Annotated in this window: 14 protein-coding genes and 2 pseudogenes; 8 read left to right on the top strand and 8 right to left on the bottom strand. The window is 71.3% G+C overall.

All coding sequences use genetic code 11. The features are described 5' to 3' along the window. Position 1 precedes the first annotated feature (1 nt). The gene (locus tag AB0B83_RS13420; protein ID WP_311411259.1) at positions 2-469 is read right to left on the bottom strand and encodes an NUDIX hydrolase; all 468 of its coding nucleotides are present in this window, start codon (positions 467-469) and stop codon (positions 2-4) included. A 315-nt stretch (positions 470-784) separates the two neighbouring features. On the opposite strand from AB0B83_RS13420, the gene AB0B83_RS13425 reads away from it, so the two are divergent. Further along, positions 785-1,486 (top strand): alpha/beta hydrolase, encoded by a 702-nt coding sequence (locus tag AB0B83_RS13425; RefSeq protein WP_357578398.1) that lies wholly within the window; start codon positions 785-787, stop codon positions 1,484-1,486. A 194-nt stretch (positions 1,487-1,680) separates the two neighbouring features. Here the strand turns inward: AB0B83_RS13425 and AB0B83_RS13430 are convergent, their stop codons facing one another. Next, positions 1,681-2,553 (bottom strand): NAD(P)H-binding protein, encoded by an 873-nt coding sequence (locus AB0B83_RS13430; RefSeq protein WP_357578399.1) that lies wholly within the window; start codon positions 2,551-2,553, stop codon positions 1,681-1,683. Positions 2,554-2,697: 144 nt separating this feature from the next. On the opposite strand from AB0B83_RS13430, the gene AB0B83_RS13435 reads away from it, so the two are divergent. Then, positions 2,698-3,720: an AraC family transcriptional regulator gene (locus AB0B83_RS13435; protein WP_357578400.1), complete on the top strand. Its 1,023-nt coding sequence runs from the start codon at positions 2,698-2,700 to the stop codon at positions 3,718-3,720. Positions 3,721-4,049: 329 nt separating this feature from the next. Here the strand turns inward: AB0B83_RS13435 and AB0B83_RS13440 are convergent, their stop codons facing one another. Next, complete coding sequence (locus AB0B83_RS13440; protein WP_357578401.1) at positions 4,050-4,751, bottom strand: pyridoxamine 5'-phosphate oxidase family protein; 702 nt, start codon at positions 4,749-4,751, stop codon at positions 4,050-4,052. Positions 4,752-5,086: 335 nt separating this feature from the next. On the opposite strand from AB0B83_RS13440, the pseudogene AB0B83_RS13445 reads away from it, so the two are divergent. Both AB0B83_RS13445 and def read left to right on the top strand, forming a co-directional pair. Continuing rightward, positions 5,087-5,407, top strand: a pseudogene (locus tag AB0B83_RS13445) (hypothetical protein); the annotation flags it as partial. A 23-nt stretch (positions 5,408-5,430) separates the two neighbouring features. Continuing rightward, complete coding sequence (gene def, locus AB0B83_RS13450; protein WP_357578402.1) at positions 5,431-5,979, top strand: peptide deformylase; 549 nt, start codon at positions 5,431-5,433, stop codon at positions 5,977-5,979. Between the two features lie 252 nt (positions 5,980-6,231). Here def and AB0B83_RS13455 read toward each other — a convergent pair whose 3' ends face one another. Continuing rightward, positions 6,232-7,281 (bottom strand): aldo/keto reductase, encoded by a 1,050-nt coding sequence (locus AB0B83_RS13455; RefSeq protein WP_357578403.1) that lies wholly within the window; start codon positions 7,279-7,281, stop codon positions 6,232-6,234. Between the two features lie 113 nt (positions 7,282-7,394). On the opposite strand from AB0B83_RS13455, the gene AB0B83_RS13460 reads away from it, so the two are divergent. Both AB0B83_RS13460 and AB0B83_RS13465 read left to right on the top strand, forming a co-directional pair. Further along, entirely contained in the window at positions 7,395-7,838 is a 444-nt protein-coding gene (locus AB0B83_RS13460) for a MerR family transcriptional regulator (protein WP_357578404.1), read from the top strand. Between the two features lie 151 nt (positions 7,839-7,989). Then, entirely contained in the window at positions 7,990-8,598 is a 609-nt protein-coding gene (locus AB0B83_RS13465; protein ID WP_357578405.1) for a DUF899 domain-containing protein, read from the top strand. Positions 8,599-8,814: 216 nt separating this feature from the next. On the opposite strand, the gene AB0B83_RS13470 is transcribed toward AB0B83_RS13465, so the two are convergent. The 4 genes and pseudogenes from AB0B83_RS13470 to AB0B83_RS13485 form a co-directional block, all read right to left on the bottom strand. Continuing rightward, complete coding sequence (locus tag AB0B83_RS13470) at positions 8,815-9,381, bottom strand: TetR family transcriptional regulator (protein WP_357578406.1); 567 nt, start codon at positions 9,379-9,381, stop codon at positions 8,815-8,817. Between the two features lie 46 nt (positions 9,382-9,427). After that, positions 9,428-10,381: an MFS transporter gene (locus AB0B83_RS13475; protein WP_357578407.1), complete on the bottom strand. Its 954-nt coding sequence runs from the start codon at positions 10,379-10,381 to the stop codon at positions 9,428-9,430. Between the two features lie 4 nt (positions 10,382-10,385). Continuing rightward, positions 10,386-10,862: pseudogene (locus tag AB0B83_RS13480) on the bottom strand (MFS transporter); the annotation flags it as partial. A gap of 289 nt (positions 10,863-11,151) precedes the next feature. Then, on the bottom strand, positions 11,152-20,823 hold the full coding sequence (locus AB0B83_RS13485) for a calcium-binding protein (RefSeq protein WP_357578408.1): 9,672 nt from the start codon (positions 20,821-20,823) through the stop codon (positions 11,152-11,154). A 358-nt stretch (positions 20,824-21,181) separates the two neighbouring features. Between AB0B83_RS13485 and AB0B83_RS13490 the strand changes: the two genes are divergently transcribed. Both AB0B83_RS13490 and AB0B83_RS13495 read left to right on the top strand, forming a co-directional pair. Continuing rightward, positions 21,182-21,691, top strand: coding sequence for a DinB family protein (locus AB0B83_RS13490; RefSeq protein ID WP_357578409.1), 510 nt, complete (start codon positions 21,182-21,184; stop codon positions 21,689-21,691). A gap of 355 nt (positions 21,692-22,046) precedes the next feature. Further along, a complete protein-coding gene (locus tag AB0B83_RS13495; RefSeq protein ID WP_357578410.1) occupies positions 22,047-23,279 on the top strand; it encodes a hypothetical protein in 1,233 nt (410 codons plus the stop codon). Positions 23,280-23,424 lie beyond the last annotated feature (145 nt).

Raw genomic sequence — 23,424 nt, forward strand, 5'->3', positions numbered from 1 at the left:
GTCACCAGCGCCCGAGCAGGACCTCCTGGTCGTCCCGGTTGCGCCAGATCCAGGTGGTGCCGGCCGGCACCTCACCGGTCAGGTAGCCGAGGATCGGCTCCCGCTGGTTGTCGCTTTCGAGCTGCCCGATCAGCTTGAGGGCCTCCGGCAGCGGGAAGAATGCCGCCTCGGCGATCTCGTCGTCCTCCGGCAGGGTCTCGCCCTCCCAGTCGTTGATCTCGAACGCGATCGCCAGTGCCGACGGGTACCGCTCGGAGTCGATGTGCATCACGAACGCGGTGGCGACCGGGTCGCCGACCACCAGGCCGGTCTCCTCCTGCATCTCCCGCCGCAGCGCCTCGTGGAAGACCTCGCCGTCCTGGACGCCGCCGCCGGGGAGCGACCAGAGCATCTCGCCGTTCGCGCCGAGGCTCTCCCGCACCAGCAGGATCTCGTCGCCTCGCCGGACGATGCCGATGACAAGCTGCACGCGAGAAACAGGCGCCCGCGTCGGCGCTTCAGATTCAACAGAGGTCATAAGCAGAGAATCCTACTGGTCCGCCCGGCGGTGACACTCCCCGGGCGTGCACGTCGCCGGCGCCGCCTCGGGCGATGACCGGGGGTGATGCCGCTTCGGGGAAGCACTCCATCGCGGCCCGGCGACAGCTCGTGTACGGTCGACCCTGCCGTGCATGGTTGCCGACCGAGGAGGTGAGTCCGATCAACGCTGTGACAGGTCGGGACTCCCTGCCCCGCATGGTCTAGGGAGCGCCCGCAAAGGCATCCCGAAAGGCCCGCGTTCCCGATGCACATCCACGAAGAGTTCTTCACCGTCGGTGGCGTTCCCGCTGTCAGGTGGACCCCTGACGACGACACCACCGCCCCTCGGCCGCTGATCCTCCTCGGCCACGGCGGCGGCCAGCACAAGACCGCCCCCGCCATCCTGCACCGCGCCCACCGCTTCGTGACCAGCGGATTCACTGCCGTCTGCGTGGACGTTCCGAACCACGGCGACCGGCCGACCGACGACCGTTACCAGGACATCGCCACCGAGATCCAGGCCCGCGTCGACTCCGGCGACGAGCTGGCCCCGCTGCTCGCCGAATTCCAGGCCCTCGTCGCCGAGCAGACCGTACCGGAGTGGCAGGCCGTCCTGGACCACCTCGGGTCGGAACCCGTCGGCTACTGGGGAGTGTCGCTGGGATGCGGGCTCGGCGTGCCGTTCGTGGCCGCTGAGCCCCGGGTCCGCGCGGCGGTGCTGGGCCTGGGCGGCGCCGCGGCCCCGGCTTCCGCCGCAGCCGCCGCACAGATCACCGTGCCTATCGAGTTCCTGGTCCAGTGGGACGACGAGCGGGTGCCCCGCGAGCAGAGCCTGGCCCTGTTCGACGCGTTCGGCTCGGCCGAGAAGACCTTGCACGCCAACCCGGGCCGCCACGGCGACCGGCTCCCGGAACATGAACTGGACAGCGCGGTCCGGTTCTTCACCCGCCACCTCATGCCGCGCTGACCGGCATCGCATCCGCCGAGCCCCGCTCGATCGACACCAGGGCAGCGTCGGTCGAGCGGGGCTTGGTGGACGACGTCGACGCTGCACCGACCGGCCGACGACGACCTGAGCGGGCACATCGGCGGGTCCGGCCGGTCAGAACGGGGCGTCCACCGGGAGTCGGCGCACCTGCGTCAGGTAGGGGTCCAGCTCGCCTACCGCAGCGTGGCGGCGAACTCCTCGAACCGGGTCGGAGTCGTGTTGCCCTCGTTGCGGCCTTCGATCGGGCGCAGTCGACCGGCGCTGAGCGCCTGGTTGAACTCGACGAGCAGGGCGGCGAAGTCGGGCGAGAACCCGGCGGTCCCGGTGAGGATCGCCGCCATCTCCTCGTCGGGCAGCTGGACGTACCGGAGGTCCGGGCGGCCGGTCGCCGCACCGATCGCGGTCGCCACCTCTGCGTACGTCAGGTCGCGGGGGCCGATCAGCTCGCGGACCACCACGCCGCTCCAGTTCCGTTCGCGCAGCGCCCCGGCGGCGGCCACCGCGACGTCGGCCGTGGCGATCATCGGCACCTTCGCGTCGGGCGCGACGGAGTCGGCGACGACTCCCTCACGGCGGATCGTCTCCAACGCCGAGTAGAAGCCCTCGAAGAAGGCACCGGGACGCAGGAGCAGCACGTCGACCCCGTCCAGCGTCCGCAGTCGCTGCTCCTGCCGGTGCAGACTGGCGATGAATCCGTTACCGCCCGCCAGCTCCGCGCCGATCGAGCTGAGCGCGACCACGCGGCGTACCCCGCTCTTCCGGACCGCCGAGACGATGGCCTCCCCGCGTCGGTCCTGGTCGGCGTGGTAGTCGGGCAGGGTCGGGTCGAACGCGGTGAGCGTGTAGACCGCGTCGGCGCCGGCGAAGGCGCTCGCCAGGTGGTCGGCGTCGCGGGCGTCGCCGACGGCCGTCGCGGCCCCCAGCGCGGCCAACTCGGCGAGCTTCTCCGGCGAGCGGCCGAGCGCCCGGACCTCCTCGCCGGCTTGGAGCAGCAGTTCGGTGACCTTACGACCGGTGTTCCCGGTCGCCCCCATCACGGCGATCATGTCAGTCCCTCTCAGTCGGCGTATTGCTGTGCGTCCAGCCTCCACGGGACTTCAGGGACTGGCTATGACTTCCTGTCCGCATTGCATGCTCTTTCGTCCAGCCGACCTGGATCGTCAGTGCGTTGCTCCTGGCACACTTGCGGCATGCCCGACGAACGCGCCCCCTGGCCCTCGGCCGCCGACCCGCTCGGCGAGGCGCTGCACTTCCTCGAGCTGCGGGGGGCGTTCTACTGCCGTTCGGAGTTCACCGCCCCGTTCGGGCTCGAGCTTCCGCCACTCACGGACCACCTCTGGTTCCACGTCATCACGCGTGGGAGCTGCTGGCTCGACGCGCCAGGGGCGCAGCCGCGACGCCTCACCGGGAGCGAACTGGCCCTCGTCCCGCACGGCCAGGGCCACCGGCTGCGCAGCGAACCCGACGCGCCGACACCGAGCATCTTCGAGCTGGAGCGCGAACAGCTCGGCGAGCGCTACGAGATCCTCCGCCACGGCGGCGGCGGCGAGCGGATCGACATGGTCTGCGGAGCCGTACGCTCCGACCACCCGGCGGCAGGAAGACTGCTGGCCCTGCTGCCACAGATCCTCGTCCTCGACCCGGCGACGGACCCCGCCCGACTCGACTGGATCCAGTCCACCCTGCGACTGATGGCGGTCGAGGCCGACGGCCTGCGCCCCGGCGGCGAGACGGTGATCACCCGCCTCTCCGACGTGCTCGTCGTGCAGGCGCTACGCGCGTGGCTGGAGAACGACCCGGCCGCCCGGTCCGGCTGGCTCGGGGCCCTGCGAGACCCACTGATCGGCCGCGCGATCTCCCTCATCCACCGCGAACCCGGCCGACACTGGACCGTCGCCTCGCTCGCCGAGAAGATCCCGATGTCGCGCTCAGCCTTCGCCGCACGCTTCACCGAACTGGTCGGCGAACCCGCGATGAGCTACGTGACCCGCTGGCGGATGCACCTGGCCGCGACGGCGCTACGCGACGAGGGCGCCACCGTGGCCGAACTCGCCAGCCGCTTCGGCTACCGCTCCGAGGCCGCGTTCGCCCGGGCGTTCAAGCGCGTGGTGGGCTCTCCACCCGGAGCCGCCCGACGGACACTCCCCGCCCCTGGCCAGCAGACGGGAAGTATCTCGACCGCCTACTCGTCGACGAGTGCGGCGACTGGTTGACGTCAGCAGTCTCGAGTTCTGCCCATCTGCGCACAGTTTCCCGATGGATTTCCGCCGCCCGAAGGGGACCGACGCTGCCGAGCACGGAACCGAGGCCTTGACAGATCGAGGCGTACGCCGCAATCGTCGAGGTTCAACTCCCATTCACACTTGCCTGGCGGCAATGCCAACAACCGATATTCGGAACTTCAATACGCCCGCCACCATTGCCGAGCCGCCAGTATACGAACTGCGGCATGAGCGGGTGGCGTGATCGAATTGCGGTTGCGGCAGATTCACCTTCGCGCGGCCATGCCGTCATGCCGCCGACAGTCGCCACGGACCAGTCTCTACCGCCGGCCAGAGGCGCGATCGAACCGCCACCGGGTCGCGGTCATCCCATCCGCGCCGTAGCCGAAGGCCTGGACCGGGCAGATCTGGTAGAAGGCGTACTCGGGCGATCCGGGCAGGCTCCCGTCGTAGGCCCGGCCGTCCCGGACATCGAACGACCAGCGGTACTTCGCCCCGAAGGCGGCGGCCATCCGGCGCAGCATGGTGTCGCCGGAAACCCGGTGAACTTCACCCTTCACCACCAGGTCGAGGTCCTCGTTGCCGACCATGATGACACCGTGTGGGTTCCGGGCCAGGTTTCGGCTCTTGCGGGTGTTCGGGCGGCTCGCGACGCACGCCACCCCGTCCACCAGCACCAACAACACTGGCGCGGCGTGGGGATGGCCGTCGGGTCGCACCGTCGACAGCCAACATCTGGGGGCCGAGCGCAGGCACGCCAGCGCCTGGCTCCAGGGCTTCAAGGTCGCCGCGTCGGTGCTGAACGGTGTCGCATCCTCCGGCTGGAAGAGCAGCTCAGCGATCGGCGCGTCGACTGTGGCTACGGATCCTTGGGTATGTCGTACTCGTCGTGCAGGCGCCACCATTGGCAGGGCTGGGCCTGCGGCCAGCCCTCTGGCGAGTTCTTCCAGGTCCCCTGCCACGCGCAAGGTTTTCAGCGCGGCATGCCAGTCCTCGGTCGGCACGATCAGCGGATGGTTCACGCGGTCCTCCTTTTCGGCTTCGCGGCTGGAGTGGGGAGGAAGCAACAGCCCGGCTACCTAATGACATTGACCAATTCGAAGCTAACACGCCCACCCGCCTCGCGCATGGCTACCGAGACCTTCAACCGCGTCTTGACCTTGATGCGGAGCCGGGAATCTCAGAAATTGGAAGACGGGTTCGCGCTACTGCCGGACATGATTGAACAGCATGTCGAGTTGCTCGACGAGTGCGGCCAGGAGATCGACTATTCTGCGCGGTTTCGCTCTTGGAGCCCGCCGGAGAGGCCCGGTCTGCGCAGGCATTCGAGGTGCTATCCGCGGAACTCATGAACGACGACGAGGTGTTCAACTCAAACACGATCAACACGCACGAGGGCGGCACGCACGAGGAGTGCTTCCGGGCCGCGTTGACCAGCGTCGTCAACCGCTACGGCACCAGGCGGAACGTGCGTCATCGAGGTGGCCCGCCACAGGTCGACCGGTGGTCAGCGGCAAGGCCGGACCGCCGACAGCGGCCTCGCCCAACGCGCGCACCGGTCGCGTCGTGTGCCGCCGCAGAAGCAGTCCTCGGAGAAGCCGACTGCGCCGGCCCGGCTCTGACACTTGGCCAGGCACCACCGACGCCGCACTCCGCCCAGGCCTACTGCGCTTCATAGGCAATTGCATAGAATAGGCAACTATGGAGAGGCATGCCGGCACGCCGAGGCCGATCACCCGTTACGGCAACCCGGTGCTGCACCGCCGGGCCGCCCCGGTGACCGTGTTCGACGACGCGCTCGCCACGCTCGTCGACGACATGTTCGCCAGCATGTACGCCGCCCACGGCGTCGGACTGGCCGCCAACCAGATCGGCGTCGACGCCCGGATCTTCGTCGTCGACTGCCCCGACGCCACCGGCGCCCACACCGTCGCCCACGTGATCAACCCGGTCCTGCACCTGCCCGAACACCGGGAACTCGTGACCGACGTCGAGGGATGTCTGTCCGTCCCGGGACAACAGGCCGACCTGGCCCGCTCCGCCACCGCCGCCGTCACCGGAGTCGACCTGCACGGCGAGCCGATCCGCCTCGAGGGCACCGGTACCCTCGCCCGCTGCTTCCAGCACGAGGTCGACCACCTCGACGGCCTCGCCTACGTCGACCGGCTCCCCGTCAAGCAACGCAAGCAGATCCTGGCCGCCAGCGCCGAACACCCCGGCGTCGGTGTCGGCGTCCCCGACGGCAACTGAGGATGCCGATCGTCCTCGGCATCGAGACGTCCTGCGACGAGACCGGCGTCGACATCACCGTCGCACCGCCGGCCGGGCCTCGCCACCGCCGTGCTGGTCGGCCTCGCCGCCGCAGGTTCCTGGACCTTGCCGTGGTCGCAGTTCCGGAATGGCCGACGGCTGCACCGAACCAGAAGACCCGCAAGGCGCGAGGGAGACGAGGAGACCTGCGTCTCCCTCGATTCAGATCTGGCCGACCACAGGCAGTTTGGCTCAGGCTGCGGCGCGGTCGGTGAGTGGGCGGCGACGCAGCGCGGTGTCGGTCAGTGAACGCGGGGGCAGGGGAGCATTGGGGTTGTACAGGTTGGTTCCGGGCGGCACGATTCCGTCGATCCGGTCGAGGGTCGCATCGTCCAGGGTGAGCGCGGCGCCCTTGAGGAGATCCTCCAGCTGCGGCATGGTCCGCGGTCCGATGATCGCCGAGGTGACGGCCGGGTGGGCCACGGTGAAGGCAATGGCGAGCTGCGGAAGGGTACAGGCGATGTCTTCCGCGAGTTCGACGAGCTGCTCGACGACGTCGAGCTTGGCGGCGTTCTCCGCGATCGTGGGACCGAATCGTTCCGGCCGGATCGTGGGACGGCCGGTTGACAGGTCGATGGGCTGGTCCTTGCGATACTTGCCGGTGAGGAACCCGAAAGCCAGTGGGCTCCAGACCAGCACACCCATCCCGTAGCGCTGGCAGACGGGCAGGACCGAGGCCTCGATCCCGCGGGCCAGGATCGAATACGGCGGCTGCTCGGTGTGGAAGCGTCCGAGGCCACGACGCTCGGAGGCGTGATGCGCCTCGACGATCTTCTCAGCCTGGAACGTCGAGCAGCCGAAAGCGCGAATCTTCCCCTGCTGCACGAGGTCGCTGAGCACCGAAAGCGTCTCCTCGATGTCGGTCGAGTCGTCGGGGCGGTGGATCTGGTACAGGTCGATCCAGTCGGTGTTCAGGCGCCTGAGGCTGTCCTCGACCGCCCTGAGGATCCAACGCCGCGAGTTGCCGCTGCGATTGCGGCCCTCGCCCATCTGAAAGTGCACCTTGGTGGCCAATACGACGTCATCCCGGCGCCCCTGGAGTGCCTTACCCACAATCTCCTCGGACTCCCCCTGTCCGTACATGTCGGCGGTGTCGACGAAGTTGATCCCCTGGCCGAGGGCGGCGTGGATGATGCGGACGCAATCGTCGTGGTCGGAGTTGCCGCCGCTCTGGAACATCATGGTCCCGAGGCAGTAAGCGCTGACTTCGATACCGGTTCCACCGAGGGTGCGATAGCGCATGGTGACACTTCCCCTGCTATTCAGCCGTGAGTGCGGAGCGACGGACGCGTCGATCGCACGGGGAACCCTAGGAGCTAGAGTCGGCTCTAGGTCAAGCCACTACCCTGAACGGCATGGCTGAGGTCACCACGCGCCTGAGCATCGGGCAGGTCGCCGAACGCACCGGCTTGAGCGTGCACGCGCTGCGCTTCTACGAGCACGAGGGCCTCTTCGTCAACCCTGTACGACGCGGACCTGGGGGGCGCCGTGTCTACAGTCAGGATGATGTGGACTGGCTCACCGTCTGCATCATCCTGCGCGCCTCCGGCATGCCCCTGCCCGCGCTACGCCGATACGCCGACCTCGTCAGGCGGGGAGCCGGCAATGAGGAAGAACGACTCACGCTCATGCGCGAGCACCAGGCCCACGTCACCGCCCAGATCGGCAGACTCGCCGAGTGCCTGGACCTGATCAGGTTCAAGGTCGGGGTGTATGAGGACCTCCTCGGCCCGGACAGCGCCGGCGACCACGAGTGTCACGCTCCGGTCCCTTCGGCACCAGAAGGCCATCGATCTTGACGGTTTTCGCGTCGCGATCACTGGCGCGGCCCGGGGGCACGCCACGGCATCCCGCCCGGTCCACGCCGCCACGTTCCGCCCTGGTCCGCCGAGCCTGACGGGCCGAACACCGCCTATGACAAGGTGTGCCGACAAGCGGACGGAGCATCACATGACAGAGATCGACCTTCCTCTGCCTCCCGTTGTGGATGTCGAAGCGTGGGCGGAAGCACGGCGCGTGCTTCTCCTGCAGGAGAAGGCGCTCACGCGGATGAAGGACTCCGTCGCGGCCATGCGGCGGCGGCTGCCCGTCGTGGAGGTCACCACCCCCTACGTCTTCGAAGGAGCCGAAGGCCCGGTGAGTCTCCTCGACCTCTTCGGAGACCGGCCGCAGCTCATCGTGCAGCACTTCATGTTCGCCGGAGACTGGGAGGAAGGATGTGACGGCTGCTCGATGATGGCCGATCACATCGGCCCTCTCAGCCACCTGCAGGCGCGACGCACGTCGTTCGCGCTCGTGTCCCGTGCACCGATTGAGAAGCTCACGGCATCTCGAACGCGGATGGGATGGGACCTGCCGTGGGTGTCCTCCGGAGGGACGACCTTCAACGACGACTTCGGTGCCACCCAGGACGGTGCGGAACGGCAGGCGATCAGCGTCTTCATCCGACGCCGCGACCGCATATTCCATTCGTGGTCGACGTTCGCCCGGGGCGAGGAGCCGTTCATGCTCGTCTTCGACCTCCTCGACCTCACCCCCTACGGGCGACAGGAGTCCTAGGAGGATTCCCCCGAAGGGTGGCCGCAGGAGCCGACCTACTCCTGGATGCGGCTGCACGACCGTTACGGCGCCGAGGCTGACCCGTGTGCACACCACGCAGCGCCCCCGCACCCCACGGAAGGCGCCCTGCACCCCTGACGCGTCAGGTCTCCCGCCTCGACATCGGCCAGTGGTCCCAGCGCCTGACACAGGATGTCCAGCCGCGCGCCGAGATGGTCAGTTGCGGAGTGCTCGTTGCAGGACGGCGCGAAGGTGCTCCGGGTCGGCGGGCCCGTTGTCGAGGAGTATCGCGGTGCAGAGCCCGTCGGAGGCAGCCACCACTCCGGCGATGGCGACGGGGTCGTCGGTGAGGGCGGCGCAGAGTTCGGCGACGTTCTCCCGCCACCGCCGCGCCACGGGCCGCAGGACGGGCCTGCGGGCCGCGAGGGTGGCGAGTTCCCGTTCGGCAAGCGCACGCTCGCGGCCCGCACCGGCGGTCTCGGCGATGAGTTCGGCCAGGCCGGCGAGCTTGTCGCCGGGGCTGTCGATGATCTGGCGGATGCGGGCGGTGTAGGCGTCGGCGACGCTGGTCAGGGCGGCGACGAGCAGGTCATCGAGGGTGGTGAAGTAGTAGGTGCTCAAGGACGTCGTGATGCCGGCCTGCTTGGCGACGGTGCGGTGGGTGACGCCCGAGGCGCCGTCGCGGGTGACGACCGCCAGGGTGGCCTCGATGATCTCGGCCCGGCGTCTCGCGCCGCGGGCGAAGCGTCCGTCGGCGGGTTCGGGGTCGCCCCTGTCGGTCATCTCCACCTCCTCACGACTCTCATCCCGAGGATAGTCGGACCATCGTTCAAACGTCGGCGTCGATGCGCTGCGCCCGTCCGAGTGGGGGCACGCGGCGCAGCATGCGCAGGCACAGCACCGTGGCGACGGCGATCGCGAGCCCGGCGACCACGGTGGCAACGTTCAGCCCCGTGGTGAAGGCGAGCTGGGCATCGACAAGCGCGGCGGGTGGGAGGTCGTCGGCGATCGCGACGGCGCTGCTGAGGCTGTCGGTCAACGCCGTTGCCTCCCCGTCGGACAGGCCGGCTGGCACGGTCAGGTGGGTGCGGTAGATGGCCGTGGTCAGGCTTCCCAGGAGGGCCACGCCGATGGCGATGCCGAGTTCCTGGACGGTTTCGGACAGCGACGCTGCCGAACCGGACTTCGCCGCCGGTGCGGCGCCGACGACGATGTCGGTGCCCAGGGCGGCGATCGCGCCCAGGCCGAGGTAGACGAAGGCGAACCCCGCGGCCACCGGCAGTTCGTCGTCCAGGCCGGCGGTGGCCAACAGGGCATAGCCGATCAGCGAAACGCCAAGTGTGCCGCCCATGACGTGGCCCGGCCGGATGCGCCGGGCGAGCACGGGCGCGCCGATGCCGGCGGCGAACATCGCCAGCGCGGGCGGTCCCATCCACAGGCCCGCCACGAACGGACTCAGCCCTTCCACCAGTTGCAGGTACTGCGTGACGAGGTACATGGTGCCGCCCATCCCTACGAGTCCGACCAGCAGCACGGTCAGCGCGACGCTGAATGCCCGGTTCCTGAACAGGGAGACATCCAGCAGCGGGTCGACCAGGCGGGATTGCCGGCGCCAGAACGCCGTGCCGGCGATCACCCCCACCACCACGGCGATGACGACGCTGGCATCGAAGCCCTCGCCGGCAGCGTGCTTGATGGCGTAGACGATCGGAAGGATCGCCGTCAGCGACCGGCACCGCGAACAGGAACGCGGCACCCCACCAGAAGCGGTCGACCAGCGCACCGCCGACGATCGGCCCGGCCGCCATCCCGGCGGCGAACATCGTGGCCCACACCCCGATCGCCACCGCGCGCTGCCGCGGGTCGGGGAACATGTTCGAGATCAGCGACAGCGTGGACGGCATCAGCGTCGCACCAGCGATCCCCAGCAGGGCGCGTGCGGCGATCAGCAGCTCGGCGCTCGGCGCGAACGCCGCGAGTACCGAGACCGCCGCGAACGCAGCGATCCCGATCATCAGCAACCGGCGCCGCCCGACACGGTCCCCCAGGGTGCCCATCGTGACGAGGAACCCGGCCAGCAGGAAGCCGTAGGCATCCATGATCCACAGCGTCTGCGTCGCCGACGGCGCGAGGTCGGCCGCCATGGCCGGCAGCACCAGATACAGCACCGTCACGTCCAGTCCCAGCAGAAACGTGGGAAGCGCCAACAGGGCCATCCCCGCCCACGGCCGTGCGCCCGCGGGTGCGGTGGCTGGTCCGCTCATCAGCTCCTCCTCGTTCGACCTACAAGCAGTTGTACGATAGTTCAATTAGAACCACCGTACAACTAGTGGGATGAGGTGGAGGGCTGTGCCGGCGCTGGTCGGCCACCCGCCCGCTTCCCCGCGCCGCAGGTCGGCGTCGCCGACGGCCTTCCGACTCAGCAGGGTCCGCCTCTGACGTCCGACTTCTGGAAGCAGGTCGTCGCCTCGGCGGGTGACCGGACCTCGAGCGGACCGCCGACGGGGCCCGGCCCTCCCAGTGGAGAGCCGGGCCCCGGTCCGATCGGCGCGGTCAGTCCGTGCAGGACGGCTGGTCGAAGTGCCCCGGGGTGCCGGGGAACGCCGGTCCGGCACCCCGTTCACGGGTGTCGCGTGGATAGACGAACGACAGCTCGAGGAACGCCGAGGTGCCGGCCGTGGTCACGTCGGTCGGGCTGCGACCGGCGCCGGAGGCCCAGGCCAGCCGGGTCAGGAAGTTCTGCATGGCCGGGCTGTGCTGGCGGACGTCGTTGAACCCGCCGTTGGCCGCGTTGCAGTGCGTGAACAGGTTGTAGGCGCCGTTCCAGTCGAAGAGCCGGTCGCCGTTGTTCGGGCCGTTCGCCGTCACGTCACCCTGCAGCACGTCCCGGTCCCAGCCGCCGTAGATCCAGTCGGTGCCGTGATGGTGCTGGTTGTCGGCCACGGCGTCGTCGGTCAGGTTCGTCATCTCGAACCACAGGCACGGGTCGACAGTGCCCGACGCCAGGTCCGCCGGCCAGGCCCCGGCCGCGCAGTTGCCCGGGTACGACCCGCGGGGACGGAAGTCCAGCAGGTCGGAACTGAGCACCGCGGTCACGGCCGGGCCGTCGACCGCTCCGGCGCCGCCGAAGAGGTGGTCGACGTACTGGTCGCGGTCGCCCCGGGCGGCGGCGCTGAAGACCCCGTTCACCAGGCACTGCGGGTTGGCCGCGTCGAGCACCGGGTCGCAGCCCCTGCCGCCCCACAGGACGTCCGACCCCGCCGACCCGAACATCTGGTCGCCGCCGCTGTCACCGTTGGCGACGTCGTCACCGAACCCGGTGTGGATGTTGTCCGCCCCCGCGCCGCCCCGGACCCGGTCCCCGGAGCCGGCGGTCAACCCCGAGTGCGGCATCGGCGCCGAGGTGGAGCTGCCGATCCAGGCGTCCCCGTCGGTGTCGTGCGACAGATCCACGCGCCGGTCGTAGTCGCCGGCCCGGAATCCGGTGTACGTCTCCTGCGGCACCGACGACAGCGTGATGGTGAAGCCCAGCGCCGCCACGTCGTCGGCGTTGAGGTACTGACTCACCACGCCGCCCCGGTCGCCGAGGATGGCGTCCCGGCCGTCCTCGCCGTACAGGGTGTCGGCCCCGAGCTCACCGAAGAGGTCGTCGTCGCCGTCGCCGCCTCGGATGACGTCGTCGCCGTCCTGGCCCCAGACGCCGTCGTTGCCGGCGTCGCCGTGGAGCTGGTCGCCGCCGAACGCGCCGGCCGGCTCGCAGGTGGCCTGGGCGGTGGTGCAGAACCGGGTGGACGGGCCGGGCAGCGCCGGATCGTGGGTACGGGCCCGGGTGGCGTCGGCCGGCACGGCGCCGGTCGGGTACCGCTCGGTGTAGACCCGCTCGGTCGGGCTGCCGTCGACAGTGGTCACGGTCCGCAGCAGCGAGCCGTTGTCGCCGAGGAGCACGTCGTCGGCGCCGTTGCCCTCCACCACGTCCCCGCCGTCGCGGAAGCCCGGGGCCGAGCTGCCGCCGATCAGGTCGTCCTGCCCCGCCGGCGTGCCGTCGCCGACGAGGTCGGCGGGGGCCGCCGGGTCGCCCGGCCAGCCCGGGTCGGGCAGCGGGGCGACCGTGGACCGTCCCGGCGCGCCGAGGGCGCTGTCCCCGCGCAGGACGTCCGTCCCGCCGTTGCCCTCCAGGTAGTCGCCGTCGCCGTCCCCGGTCAGGGCGTCGTCACCGTCCTGACCCCACAGGGTGTCGACGCCGTCGCCGCCGCTGATCCGGTCGTCGCCGTACCGGCCGGCGGTGGTCGCCGCCCGGTCCAGCAGCACCACGATCCGCGGGCCGAACGGTGCGCCGCCGGCACCGACCCGGACGGTAACGGGGGTCGGTTGCTCACCGGCGAGCGGGCGCAGCACCGCGCCGTTGTCGCCGATGACGGCGTCGGACCCGGGTCCGCCGAAGACGGCGTCCGCGGCGTCCGGCTGGCCCGTGGTGGCCGCTCCGGTTCCGTCGTACGCGGTGCTGGAACCGCCGACCAGGTCGTCGTCGCCCTGGTTGCCCTCGACCCAGTCGACGCCGGGGCCGCCCTCGGCGAAGTCGGCGCCGCCGCCGGCGTGCACCCGGTCGGGGCCGCCCTGGCCGAAGATGACGTCGTCGGAGTCCCCACCGGAGATCAGGTCGCCGCCGCTGGTGCCGGCCGTCGGGGTGAACCCGAGGTCGAGCAGGGTGACCTTGCGCGGCGGGCCGGCCCGGCCCTGCGTCACCCGGGTCGCGTCGGCGTCCGCCGGCACGAAGCGGGCGTTGTCCCCGGCGATCAGGTCGCTGTCGCCGTCGCCGTGGAGCTGGTCGCCGACGTCGGGCCGGCCCGTGCCGGCGGCCGGTTCCTGCGAGGAGCCGCCGACGATCTCGTCCCGGCCGTGGCCGCCGTGGACCACGTCGGCGCCGTTGTTGCCCTCCAGCTGGTCGTGCCCGACGTCGCCGTCGATCCGGTCGTCGCCGAGCCCGCCGTAGGCGAGGTCGTCGTCCCCGCCACCGGAGATCACATCCCCGGCGCCGGCCCCGGCCGCGTCGCCGGCCAGGTCCAGCGGGTACGGCCCGATGTCGCCGAGGCGCGGGGTGCCGTTGTCGCCGACGATCCGGTCCGGCCCCTCCTCGCCGTACAGGTGGTCCGCACCGTCGGTCGCGCCGGCGGTGCGCCCACCGCCGTAGAGCACGTCGCCGTCCCGACCGCCGAAGACCTGGTCGCGGCCGGCGTTGCCCTCGGCGGTGTCCGCGCCGGCGCCACCGAAGAGGCCGTCGTCGCCGGCGTTGCCGAAGAGCAGGTCGTCGCCGTCGTCGCCGTGCAGTTGGTCGACGCCCGCCGCGCCCCAGGCCCGGTCGGTGCCGCCGCCGAGGTGCAGGGTGTCGTCGCCGAGTTGGCCGCAGGCGCGGTCGTCCCCGCCACCGAGGTCGGCCCGGTCGTTGCCACCACCGGCCGACACCACCTCGACCCCGGCGCCGCCGAGGACGAGGTCGGCGGCGCCCTGGTCGGCGGGGGCCGGCTGGGCGTCGGCGAGGGTGGCGTCGGCGCAGGTCTCGGCGGGCAGGTGCCGGTCGCCGAAGACCCTCGCGCCGCCGTCGCCGCCGATCAGGTGGTCGCTGCCGAGTCCGCCGACGAGCAGCTTGGGCTGCGGCTGCGTGCCCGCCGGCAGCGGCTCGTGGACGACCTGACGGAACGGACCGTAGCCGTCCGAGCCGTCCGGCTCGCCGACCTGGGAGGGCTCCGCGATCACGTAGTCCTCGTCGGGCCCGCCGAACAACTCGTCGGTGCCGTAGCCACCGACCAGCACGTCGTCGCCGCCGTAGCCGTAGACGCGGCCGGTCTGGCCGTTGGCCGAGTGCGAGACGACGAGGTCCACCCCGGCGCTGCCGTGCACGGTGTCCTGACCGGCGCCGGTGTCGACCTGGTTGACCAGCCCGGCGTCGCCAGTGCCGGCCTGGTCCGCGTCGGTGGGGACGTCGGTGCCGTACGTGTGGATGGTGTCGTCGCCCCTGCCGCCGTTGACGGTGTCCGCGCCAGGGCCGCCGACCAGGGTGTTCCCGCCGTTGGGCCGGTCGTCGACGACCACGCCGAGCGCGTCGTCGCCGCCGTTGCCGTAGACGGTGCTGGCGCCGTGCCCGACGGTGACCTGGTCGTCCCCGCCGGCCGCCGCGCCGGTGGGGGCGTCCAGGGTCGTCCAGTCGACCAACCCGTCGAGGGTCCGGTCGCCCGCCGGGGTGCGCACGGTGGTGGCGCCCCGGTCGGTGCCGCCGAGGCCGCTGTCGCCGGCGACCACGTTGTCGCCGTCGCCGGTGGTGATGCTGTCGTTCCCGGCGCCGCCGGCGACCCGGCTGACCACGCCGGCCGCCTCGGCGGTGACGATCACGTCGTCGCCGCCGCGGCCGTCCACGTACGCCTGCCCGGTCCCGGTCCTGATCCGGTCCTTGCCGTCGGAGCCGAGCACCACCGCGGTCTTGTCGAAGGCGGAGGTCCTGGTGCCGTCGCCGCTGGTGTCGCCGTCGCCGAGCAGCAGCACCGACAGGGAGTTCCTGTCCGGGTCGGCGACCTCGTAGCCGCGCCCGTCGACGACCACCCGGGTCAGGGCCGGGTCGAGGAACTCCTGCCGGCGCCCCAGGGCCTCCACCGCGAAGCCGTCGAAGCCGTCGGTGGCACCCGGGGTGCCCGCGTCGGCGTAGTGCAGCGCGTACACCTTGACCACGTCACCGGCGTAGGTGTCGGCGTCGTTGTCCCACACCTCGTGCCCGCGCTGCTCCTTCTTGCCGAACTTGCCGGCGAAGACGACCAGGGTGTCCCCGACGGTGCCGGCGAGTTCCGGTGGTGGCGGGGAACAGTCCGGTTGCGCCCGGAAGTCGAGCAGGGTCGCGTCGACCAGGGTGAAGGCGAACTTCTTCTTGAACAGGAACAGGTCGATGGTGACGTAGACCCGCAGGAAGACCGAGAGCCGCCCGCTGGTGGTGAAGAGGCAGATCGGGTTGACCAGGAGCGCCTGGAGGAACTCGCTGGTGCGGAACTTCCCGTCGTTGTTCGGGTCGTTCCAGCTGAAACCGACGGTGAGCTGGATGCCGCCCTCGATGCCGACCTTGACGATCAGCACGCTCACCTCGGCCCCGGCGGCGATCTCACCGCGCAGGGTGACCACCGGGACGGCCTTTCCGCTGCTGTCGGAGGTCTTGAAGTACAAGCCGTCGAGCAGGCTCACCGCGTCGACGGACGTGCCGTCGGTGGCGGCCTCGACCGCGTGCCGGATGCCGGCGGTGTCCAGGCCGGCGATGAACCGGGCGGTCACCGAGGCACTGCCGGACAGGGTGACGAAGACCGGCGGCGGCGCGTAGACCGGACCGAACGACTGCCGCCAACTGAAGCCCAGCTCCAGCGGGCCCGAGTCGAAGCTGACCAGCTCGACGTCCTGGCCGAGCAGCAGCCCGAACAGCGAGCTCGGGTTGTCGAAGATCGGGAAGCTGAAGCCCGTCTTCTGGGCGTTGCTCCTGCCGTCGGCGGCCGGGGTGAACAGCTTCTCGCCGTCGTCGCCGGCGGCCTCGTCGACCTTCGCCTTCACCTGTGCGCCGGAGGCCGGGTGGTACTCGGAGGTGCGGTCGATCAGGCTCTCGGCCGAGGCGGGAGTGACCTCCGTGGTCAGGGCCCTGGCGCTGTCCATCTTGAACGAGCCCAGCGGGATGGAGCAGCCGGAGTCGCAGTCGGGTATCCGGTTGACGAACGTGACCACGGCGCTGACGGTGTCGACGAAGTCGAGCTTCGGCCCGCCGTTGAGGGTGCTGAAGGTCTTGGCGAGCCAGACCAGGGTGATGTCGGGGCCGCCGGTGGCCTTCGACAGGTCCGACAGCACCGGGATCGGCGCGTACAGGGTGTCGATGACCGGCTGCAGCGGCCCGGTGACCGCCTTGAGCTTCTCCACCACCGGCTTGAGGATCTTGTCGAAGAAGGCGCCGGCGTCCAGGGCGATGTCGGTGAACGTCACCTTCAGCGGCGTGGTGACGCCGTCGCCCGTCGCGGTGAGCCCGCCCCGCTTGTGCGCCAGGCCCCACTGCAGCCCGAAGGTGGCGCTGATGCCGGGCAGCGCGGAGTCTTCGCCACCGGTGTCGACGGCCGCCGCCAGCTTCCAGTCGATCTTGACTTGGGCGGTGAGGTCGGTGGCGAGCAGCGAACCCAGGTCCGCGAACTCGGCGAGGGTGAGCCGGTCGTCCGGGTTGGCCGTGCAGTCGGCGGTGACGGTGGGGTCGAAGCAGCTCTTCTCCCCCGGCGAGCCCTTCAGGTCGATGCCGAAGTACGCCTTCACCAGCGGGTCGGTGGTCCGCTTCGTCGCCTTCACCTGGATGAAGGCGAGCTGGGCGGCGAGGTCGCCGGTCATGTCGAACTGGGCGCCGACCTGCACCTCGGGCGAGGTGTCACCGTCGTGGGTGGGGACGTAGAAGCCCTCCTCCCGGTCCAGGACCAGGTCCAGGTGCAGCTTCCAGCCCAGCTTGGCCTGGATGCCGTCCGGGGCGCCCTTCTTCGCCTTGAGCGACAGGCCGGGGATGCCCAGGTCGAGCGGCACGTTGAGGTTGAGGCACTCGTCGGACGCGCTCGCGTCCTTGCACCCGTCGGCCGCGGAGGGCGCGCCCTTGGAGGTGGTGAGCTTGATCCGGATCGCCTGGAAGTCCTCGGACGCGCAGGGCGCCGCGACGCCGCTGCGGCAGCTGACCACCGCGCTCACGCCCGGGTCCAGGTCGGCGAGCACCTCGTTGAGGGCCGCCTGCACGCCCGCGCTGTCGAGCGTGGCGTTGGCCAGCACCGGCCCGATCGCGGCCTTCACGTCCTCGCGCAGCTGTGCGACGAACCGCTGGCCCCGCTGCAGGTCGTCGCCGACCAGGGGCAGCTTGCCGTCGAAACTGGCCAGCCGCAACGCCTCCTCGACCTTGGCCAGGTACCCGTCGATGCCGACGTTGATGTCGGTGAGCTTGAGCGACAGGTTGGCGAAGCAGGAGTCGAGGTTCGGCAGGCCGGGGGTGGGGGTGAGGTCCAGGCCGACGGTGAGGGTGAGCAGATTGGTGTCGTCGGCCGGGTCGCAGTTGTTGACGAAGAGCGGAGCCTTCGCGCACAGCGGCACGTTCGCGCCGCCGACCCCGTCGCCGCAGTCGACGCCCGCCGTGGTGAACTGCGGCGTCACCCCGAGCAGGCCGCTGATCGGCCCGTCCTCGGTCAGCCCGCCCAGGCCGACACTGAGGTTGGCCTTGACGGTGGCGAAGTCCGGGTCCTTGCCGAGGTCCAGGGCGAGCGGCCCGACGCGCGCGGCGATCGCCGCGTCGGTGACCCCGCCGGCGACGGTGACGCTGGCCGAGGAGCTGTGGTCCAGCAACGGTGCGGCGTTCAGCCGCAGGGGCAGCAGCAGACCGAGCTGCGCCCGGGCGTCCACGTCGACCGCGAACGTGCCGGAGCTGTCCAGGGTGACCAGCTCGCGGTGGGCGTCCCAGGCGAAGTTGAGCGGGCCACCGGTGTGGAACTCGCGCTTCCAGTCCAGCCCGAGCCGCAGGAACGGCCCGCCCGCGCGCTCGTCCAGCGTGAAACTGATCCCGCTGTCCTCGCCGATGGCGCCATTGAGCGTGTCCAGGGCGTCCTGGAGGTTGTCGGGGGGCGAGGCGAGCAGCCGGTCCAGCGCGTCGGCCAACTCCGGGCGCAGCGCGTACGCGCTGCCGTCGGCCGGCTTCGGGGTGCCGGCCGCGTCGACGCGCAGGGTCTGCCCGTCGATCCGCGCCACCACCCGGTACGCCTTGCTGCCGACCACGACGGTCCGCCCGGCGAGCCGGGCGTCGAAGCCGGAGTCACCCTCCCGGGAGGCGTCCTTGAGCAGGAAGTTCGCCCCGTCGGCGACGAACGTGACGTCCCTGCCGACGCCGCTCTCGTCGCCACCGAGCAGCTGCCGGGCGGAGCGGCCGAGGAGCGGAATCTCCTTGTCCAGCGGGCCGCTCCCGCCGCCGGGCTGGGACAGCGCGACGTTGACCAGCCTCAGCGCCTCGACGACGACCGCGAAGAGCGCCTTCGGATCGTCGGAGTTGAAGTCGACGGCGGACAGCCCGGACAGCGCCGAGGTGTCCACCACCGGCTGCCCGCCGGCCTGCCAGCTCACGTCGACGCCGATGCCCTGCCCGAGGGCGCCGGTGGCGCCGGGCACGCTGACGGTGACCCGGCCGGTGGTCTTCACCGACGACGACACGGCCAGGAGGTTCCCCGGATCGGACTTCAGGCGCGCGAAGAGCGTGCCGAGGCTGATGTCCTGTGCCTGCCTGAAGCTGACCTGGAGCATCCGCTCGCCGGCGGCGGCCGGGCCGACGGAAAGCTCGCCACCGAGCTTGACCTTGAGGAAGCCGGCCGTGGCGAAGAAGTCGATCCCGGTGGCGATCGGGAAATCGGCGGCGAACAGCGGCGTCGCCGGGTCGGTGCGCAGCAGCACCCGGTCGACGTTCGCCTCCGGGCTGCCGAGGCCGTCACGCAGGTCGAGCACGAGCGTGACGGACGCGCTGTAGCGGGGCTTCACCTCGGCGAAGCTGGCCTGGGCGTTCGCCGTTCGCAAGCCGACCGTCTTGTCGCCGCCTACCGGCTTGGCGAGAGTGCCGGCCAGCTCGACGGCGCCGATGTTCGGGCTGGAGCCGCTGATCACCCACGCGCTGTCGTTCGGCGGCTGCCCGCCGATCCAGTCCTGGGCGAGGGTGACGGAGTTGGCGGTGTTGGCGGCGACGGTACCGGCGGAGGTGCCGGCCACCACCCGCTGCCCCACCAGCGCACCGGGCGTGAACCGGTCGCCGCTGACGCTGAAGCCCTTGGCGGCGAAGGTCGCCCCGCGCCCGGAAAGCTCCGCGGCGCCCGGATCGAGCGGCACCTCCACCGTGGACTCCCGCTCGAGCTTGACCCGGAAGACCAGCTTGTCGTCGTCGAAGGAGAGGTTGTCCACCGGCAGCCCCTCGGCGGCGAGCAGGGCGAGCAGCTGCTGGATGGAGCTGAACTTCGGCTGTCCGGCCAGGGCCGGGTCGTCGGTGTCCGGGTCGAAGCGCGGGTCGTCCGGACGCGGGTGGACGTGCTCGCGGAGGAAGTCGGTGAGCTTCTCGTTGACCTTCACCGCGTCGGCGAACGTGCCGCGCAGGAAGGGCAGGTTGAGGTTGCCGGCCGGACCGCTCTGTTGCACGCCGCTTAGCAGGGCGGCGAGCTGGGCGAGCCCGGAGGCCAGATCCAGCGGGCTCATGTTGCGGAACTTGGCGATCGTCTCGTCCAGCCCGGTGGTGGTCACCGTGGGGGTGCCGACGGAGATGTCGTTCCAGTCGACGTTCACGGTCGCCGCCACGGCGGGCAGCGCGAATGGCGCGCCGGAGACGGCCGCACCGAGCTTGACCACGCCGTGCACCGAGCCGGGGCCGGGCTCGGTCTCGGTGTCGGAGATCTTCCCCCCGCCGGAGTTGTCGAGGGCCACCTGCACCAGGCCGGCGAGGGAGCCCGCCGCGCCGAGTTCGCCGGTGTTCGGGCCGGCGGCCGAGTCGAAGGCGAGCCGGCCGTCGCCGTTCGGGTCGGTCACGGTGACCTTGAGGTGGGTACGCGCGGTGAGGGTGCTGCCGGCCGTCAGCGTGACCCCGAGGATGCCGACCGAGGCGGTGGCCTGGTCGAGGTCGGCACGCAGCCGCGCCGCCGCGTCGATGTCGATACGCGGGGTGTCCCCGTCGCGCACCAGGTAGGTCTCCCCCGCAGCGGTGTGCCGGGCCCGCAGGTGCAGAGTGGCCCAGCCGGTGACGCCGACCGCCTTGTCCAGCGTCACGCCGGCCAGGGTGAGGTCCTTGTCGGCCACCTCGCGCTTCGTGGTCAGCAGCACGTCCAGCAGGTGGTCGCCGCCGCTGGTGCTCACCGAGCTGGTCAGCCGGGTGCCGCCGCCGAGGTCGACGTCCTCCTTGGTCAGGCCGCTGGCCAGCGCGTCGGACGCCTTGTCCACGAGCGTGTCGGCGTCGACGAGCGCGCCGGGGCTGACGCCGAGCAGAGGCAGCGGCTGACCGAGCAGCCCCAGTTGGGACAGTCCGCCGTCGGCCCAGGTGGCCGTGCGCGACATCAGGTTCTTGAACGCGCTCTCCCACGCCTCGTCGGCCTGGGCGGGGGCCGCCGTCCACACCAGCCCCAGCGCGGCGGTCACCGCCGTCGCGACCATCATGGCGAGCAGCCGTCGTAGAGCCACCATGAGACACCTCGTTCGTCCGATGGCCGTCACCGACGGCGCTGGTCCGCGCCAGCACATCGATCGCGGAGATTACTCACAACGCCTGTGTCGGCATGGTGACTCTGCGTCAGACCGAACGGTCGACACGATCGGACCGGGTGGGCCGACGGAACTGTGCAGTGGGCCGTACCGCGCCGGCCGTACCGTGCCCTCCCCGCCGTCCCGGGCGCGCCGCCGGACCGACCGCCCGACCGGGTGAGCCCGGACTGTGGCGGCTGTCGGCGGCGCTGGCGCCACGTTTCCGGGCGGGCCCCTCCCCGACCGCCGCGTGGCGCCCGTGGGGCGTGACGGCGGACGGCAACGCCGCTAGCCTCGGCCTGTGGACCGGTGCGACGAGTGCGGCTTCGACTATGCCGGCATCTCCGCCGACGAACTGCCGCCGTTCCTGCGTACGCTCGGCGGGCGATACTCGGCCGCCCTCGCCGAGGTGCGGCAGGTGCGCCGGCGACCGGCCGAGGGGGTGTGGTCGCCGCTGGAGTACGCCTGCCACGTCCGCGACGTGCTCGGCATGCAGGCCGAGCGCCTCGCGCTGGCGCTACGCGTCGAGGAGCCGGAGTTCGCCCCGACGGGACGCGACGAGCGCGCCGTGGCGGAGGCGTACAACGAGCAGGATCCCGCGACCGTGCTGGCGGCGCTGGGCGCGGCCGCCGACGACCTGGCCGCCCGGTTCGGCATGCTCGGTCCTGCGGAACTCGCCCGCACCGGGGTCTACCCGTGGCCGCGACCGCAGGCCCGCACGCTGCTGTGGCTCGGCCGACACACCATCCACGAGGGCGAGCACCACCTGCTCGACATCCGCCGCGCCGCGCGGTCGGAGACATCCCGCTAGGTCATCGGGACTGCGTCGTCGGCGCAGTGGTCCGGAGGTCGGCCTGGCGGGCGCCGTCGAACACCGAGCAGGCTGGCGGGACGACCTGCTCCCGCCAGCCTGCCCGGCTCGCGGTTGCCGACCCGACGTCAGGCGGCCAGGGGGACCGATGATCCGCTCGCCCGACTCCGGCACCTCGGCCGCCAATCCACCAGGGCACCGGGCCGCCAGGAAGCGGCCGGTCGGCAGAGGCCCGAGCACGCAGGACTGACGTTTATCGATGTAGGGTTTCATCGATATGACGGGTTGTTGGCGACCCGTCGGGGCAACGCCGCCTCCACCGCACGAAACCGACGATCTCCAGGGAGAGCAGATCATGAACGAGAATCGGGTGGGGCGGCTACGGACGCGATGGCGGCGGGCAGCCCGAGCCGCCGTCGCGGCAGCGGCCTCTGTCGGGATCACCGTGCTGGCCATCGGAGTCACGGCGGGGGCAGCCACGGCGGGCGTCAGTTCTGTTGACCGGGGCACGCCGAACGCCTCGGTCGCCGCCGGGCCGGTGTCCCGGGTCGCCGCGGGCAATCTGCACACCTGCGTGATCCGCACCGATGGCGCACTCTGGTGCTGGGGCAACAACTTCTACGGCCAGCTCGGCGACGGGACCTCCACGGACCGGACAGCTCCGGTCCGGATCGGCGACGCCACCACCTGGGCGCGTATCGACGCCAGCATCAGCACCACCTGTGCGGTACGCACGGAGGGAACGCTGTGGTGCTGGGGCAGCAACAACAACGGGCAGCTCGGCGACGGGACGACCACGAAACGGAGCAGCCCCGTACGGATCGGCGACGCCACCACCTGGGCCAGCGTCAGCACCGCCACCAACCACACCTGCGCCGTCCAGACCACCGGCACCCTGTGGTGCTGGGGCCAGAACCGCCACGGGCAGCTCGGCACCGGCGCGAGTCCCTATCAGGCGACCGCCCCGGTGCAGGTCGGCACGGCGACCACCTGGGCGAGCGTCACGACCGGGTACGCGCACACCTGCGCCACCCGCACCGACGGGACCCTGTGGTGCTGGGGCAGCAGTTCGGACGGGCAGCTCGGTCTCGGCATCCGGGACTACCGGGCGACCCCGACGCAGGTGGGCACCGCGACCACGTGGACCGGCGTGACGGCCGGGTACGTGCACACCTGCGCGGTCCGCGCCGACGGGACGCTGTGGTGCTGGGGCGAGAACGGGTACGGCCAGGTGGGCGGCGGCGTCGGCTTCCAGACCACCCCACTCCAGGTCGGCACCGGCACCAGCTGGGCGAGGGTCGAGACGAGCATCGACTCGTCGTGCGCGACGCGCACCGACGGCAGCCTGTGGTGCTGGGGCAACAACGCGTCCGGGCAGCTCGGCGACGGCACCACCACCCACCGGTCGGCGCCGACCCGGGTCGGTAGCGCCACCACCTGGACGGACAGCCTCGCCACGTCCTACCACACCTGCACGATGCGCGCCGACGGCAGCCTGTGGTGCTGGGGCGACAACTCGTTCGGGCAGCTCGGCGACGGCACCACCACCCACCGGTCGACTCCGGCACAGGTGGCCCTGCCGGGCTGACCGCCGCTGGTGGACGAGCGGTGCCGTCGGTCCGCGCCGCCGCGGACCGGTGGCCGCCGCCGTGCAGGAGCTTCTCCGTACCGACTACGCCGGCCCGCTCAACGTGGCCGGTCCGGACGCGGTCAGCCGCGCGGAACTGGGCCTG

It is taken from the genome of Micromonospora sp. NPDC049060 (genome assembly GCF_040649055.1).
Classification (GTDB): Bacteria; Actinomycetota; Actinomycetes; order Mycobacteriales; family Micromonosporaceae; genus Micromonospora; species Micromonospora reichwaldensis.

Excerpts from the sequence above, each read along its gene's own strand:
- AB0B83_RS13425 (WP_357578398.1), top strand. The coding sequence starts at position 785 with ATGCACATCCACGAAGAGTTCTTCACCGTCGGTGGCGTTCCCGCTGTC.
- AB0B83_RS13430 (WP_357578399.1), bottom strand. The coding sequence starts at position 2,553 with ATGATCGCCGTGATGGGGGCGACCGGGAACACCGGTCGTAAGGTCACC.
- AB0B83_RS13435 (WP_357578400.1), top strand. The coding sequence starts at position 2,698 with ATGCCCGACGAACGCGCCCCCTGGCCCTCGGCCGCCGACCCGCTCGGC.
- def (WP_357578402.1), top strand. The coding sequence starts at position 5,431 with ATGGAGAGGCATGCCGGCACGCCGAGGCCGATCACCCGTTACGGCAAC.
- AB0B83_RS13455 (WP_357578403.1), bottom strand. The coding sequence starts at position 7,281 with ATGCGCTATCGCACCCTCGGTGGAACCGGTATCGAAGTCAGCGCTTAC.
- AB0B83_RS13460 (WP_357578404.1), top strand. The coding sequence starts at position 7,395 with ATGGCTGAGGTCACCACGCGCCTGAGCATCGGGCAGGTCGCCGAACGC.
- AB0B83_RS13465 (WP_357578405.1), top strand. The coding sequence starts at position 7,990 with ATGACAGAGATCGACCTTCCTCTGCCTCCCGTTGTGGATGTCGAAGCG.
- AB0B83_RS13470 (WP_357578406.1), bottom strand. The coding sequence starts at position 9,381 with ATGACCGACAGGGGCGACCCCGAACCCGCCGACGGACGCTTCGCCCGC.
- AB0B83_RS13485 (WP_357578408.1), bottom strand. The coding sequence starts at position 20,823 with ATGGTGGCTCTACGACGGCTGCTCGCCATGATGGTCGCGACGGCGGTG.
- AB0B83_RS13495 (WP_357578410.1), top strand. The coding sequence starts at position 22,047 with ATGAACGAGAATCGGGTGGGGCGGCTACGGACGCGATGGCGGCGGGCA.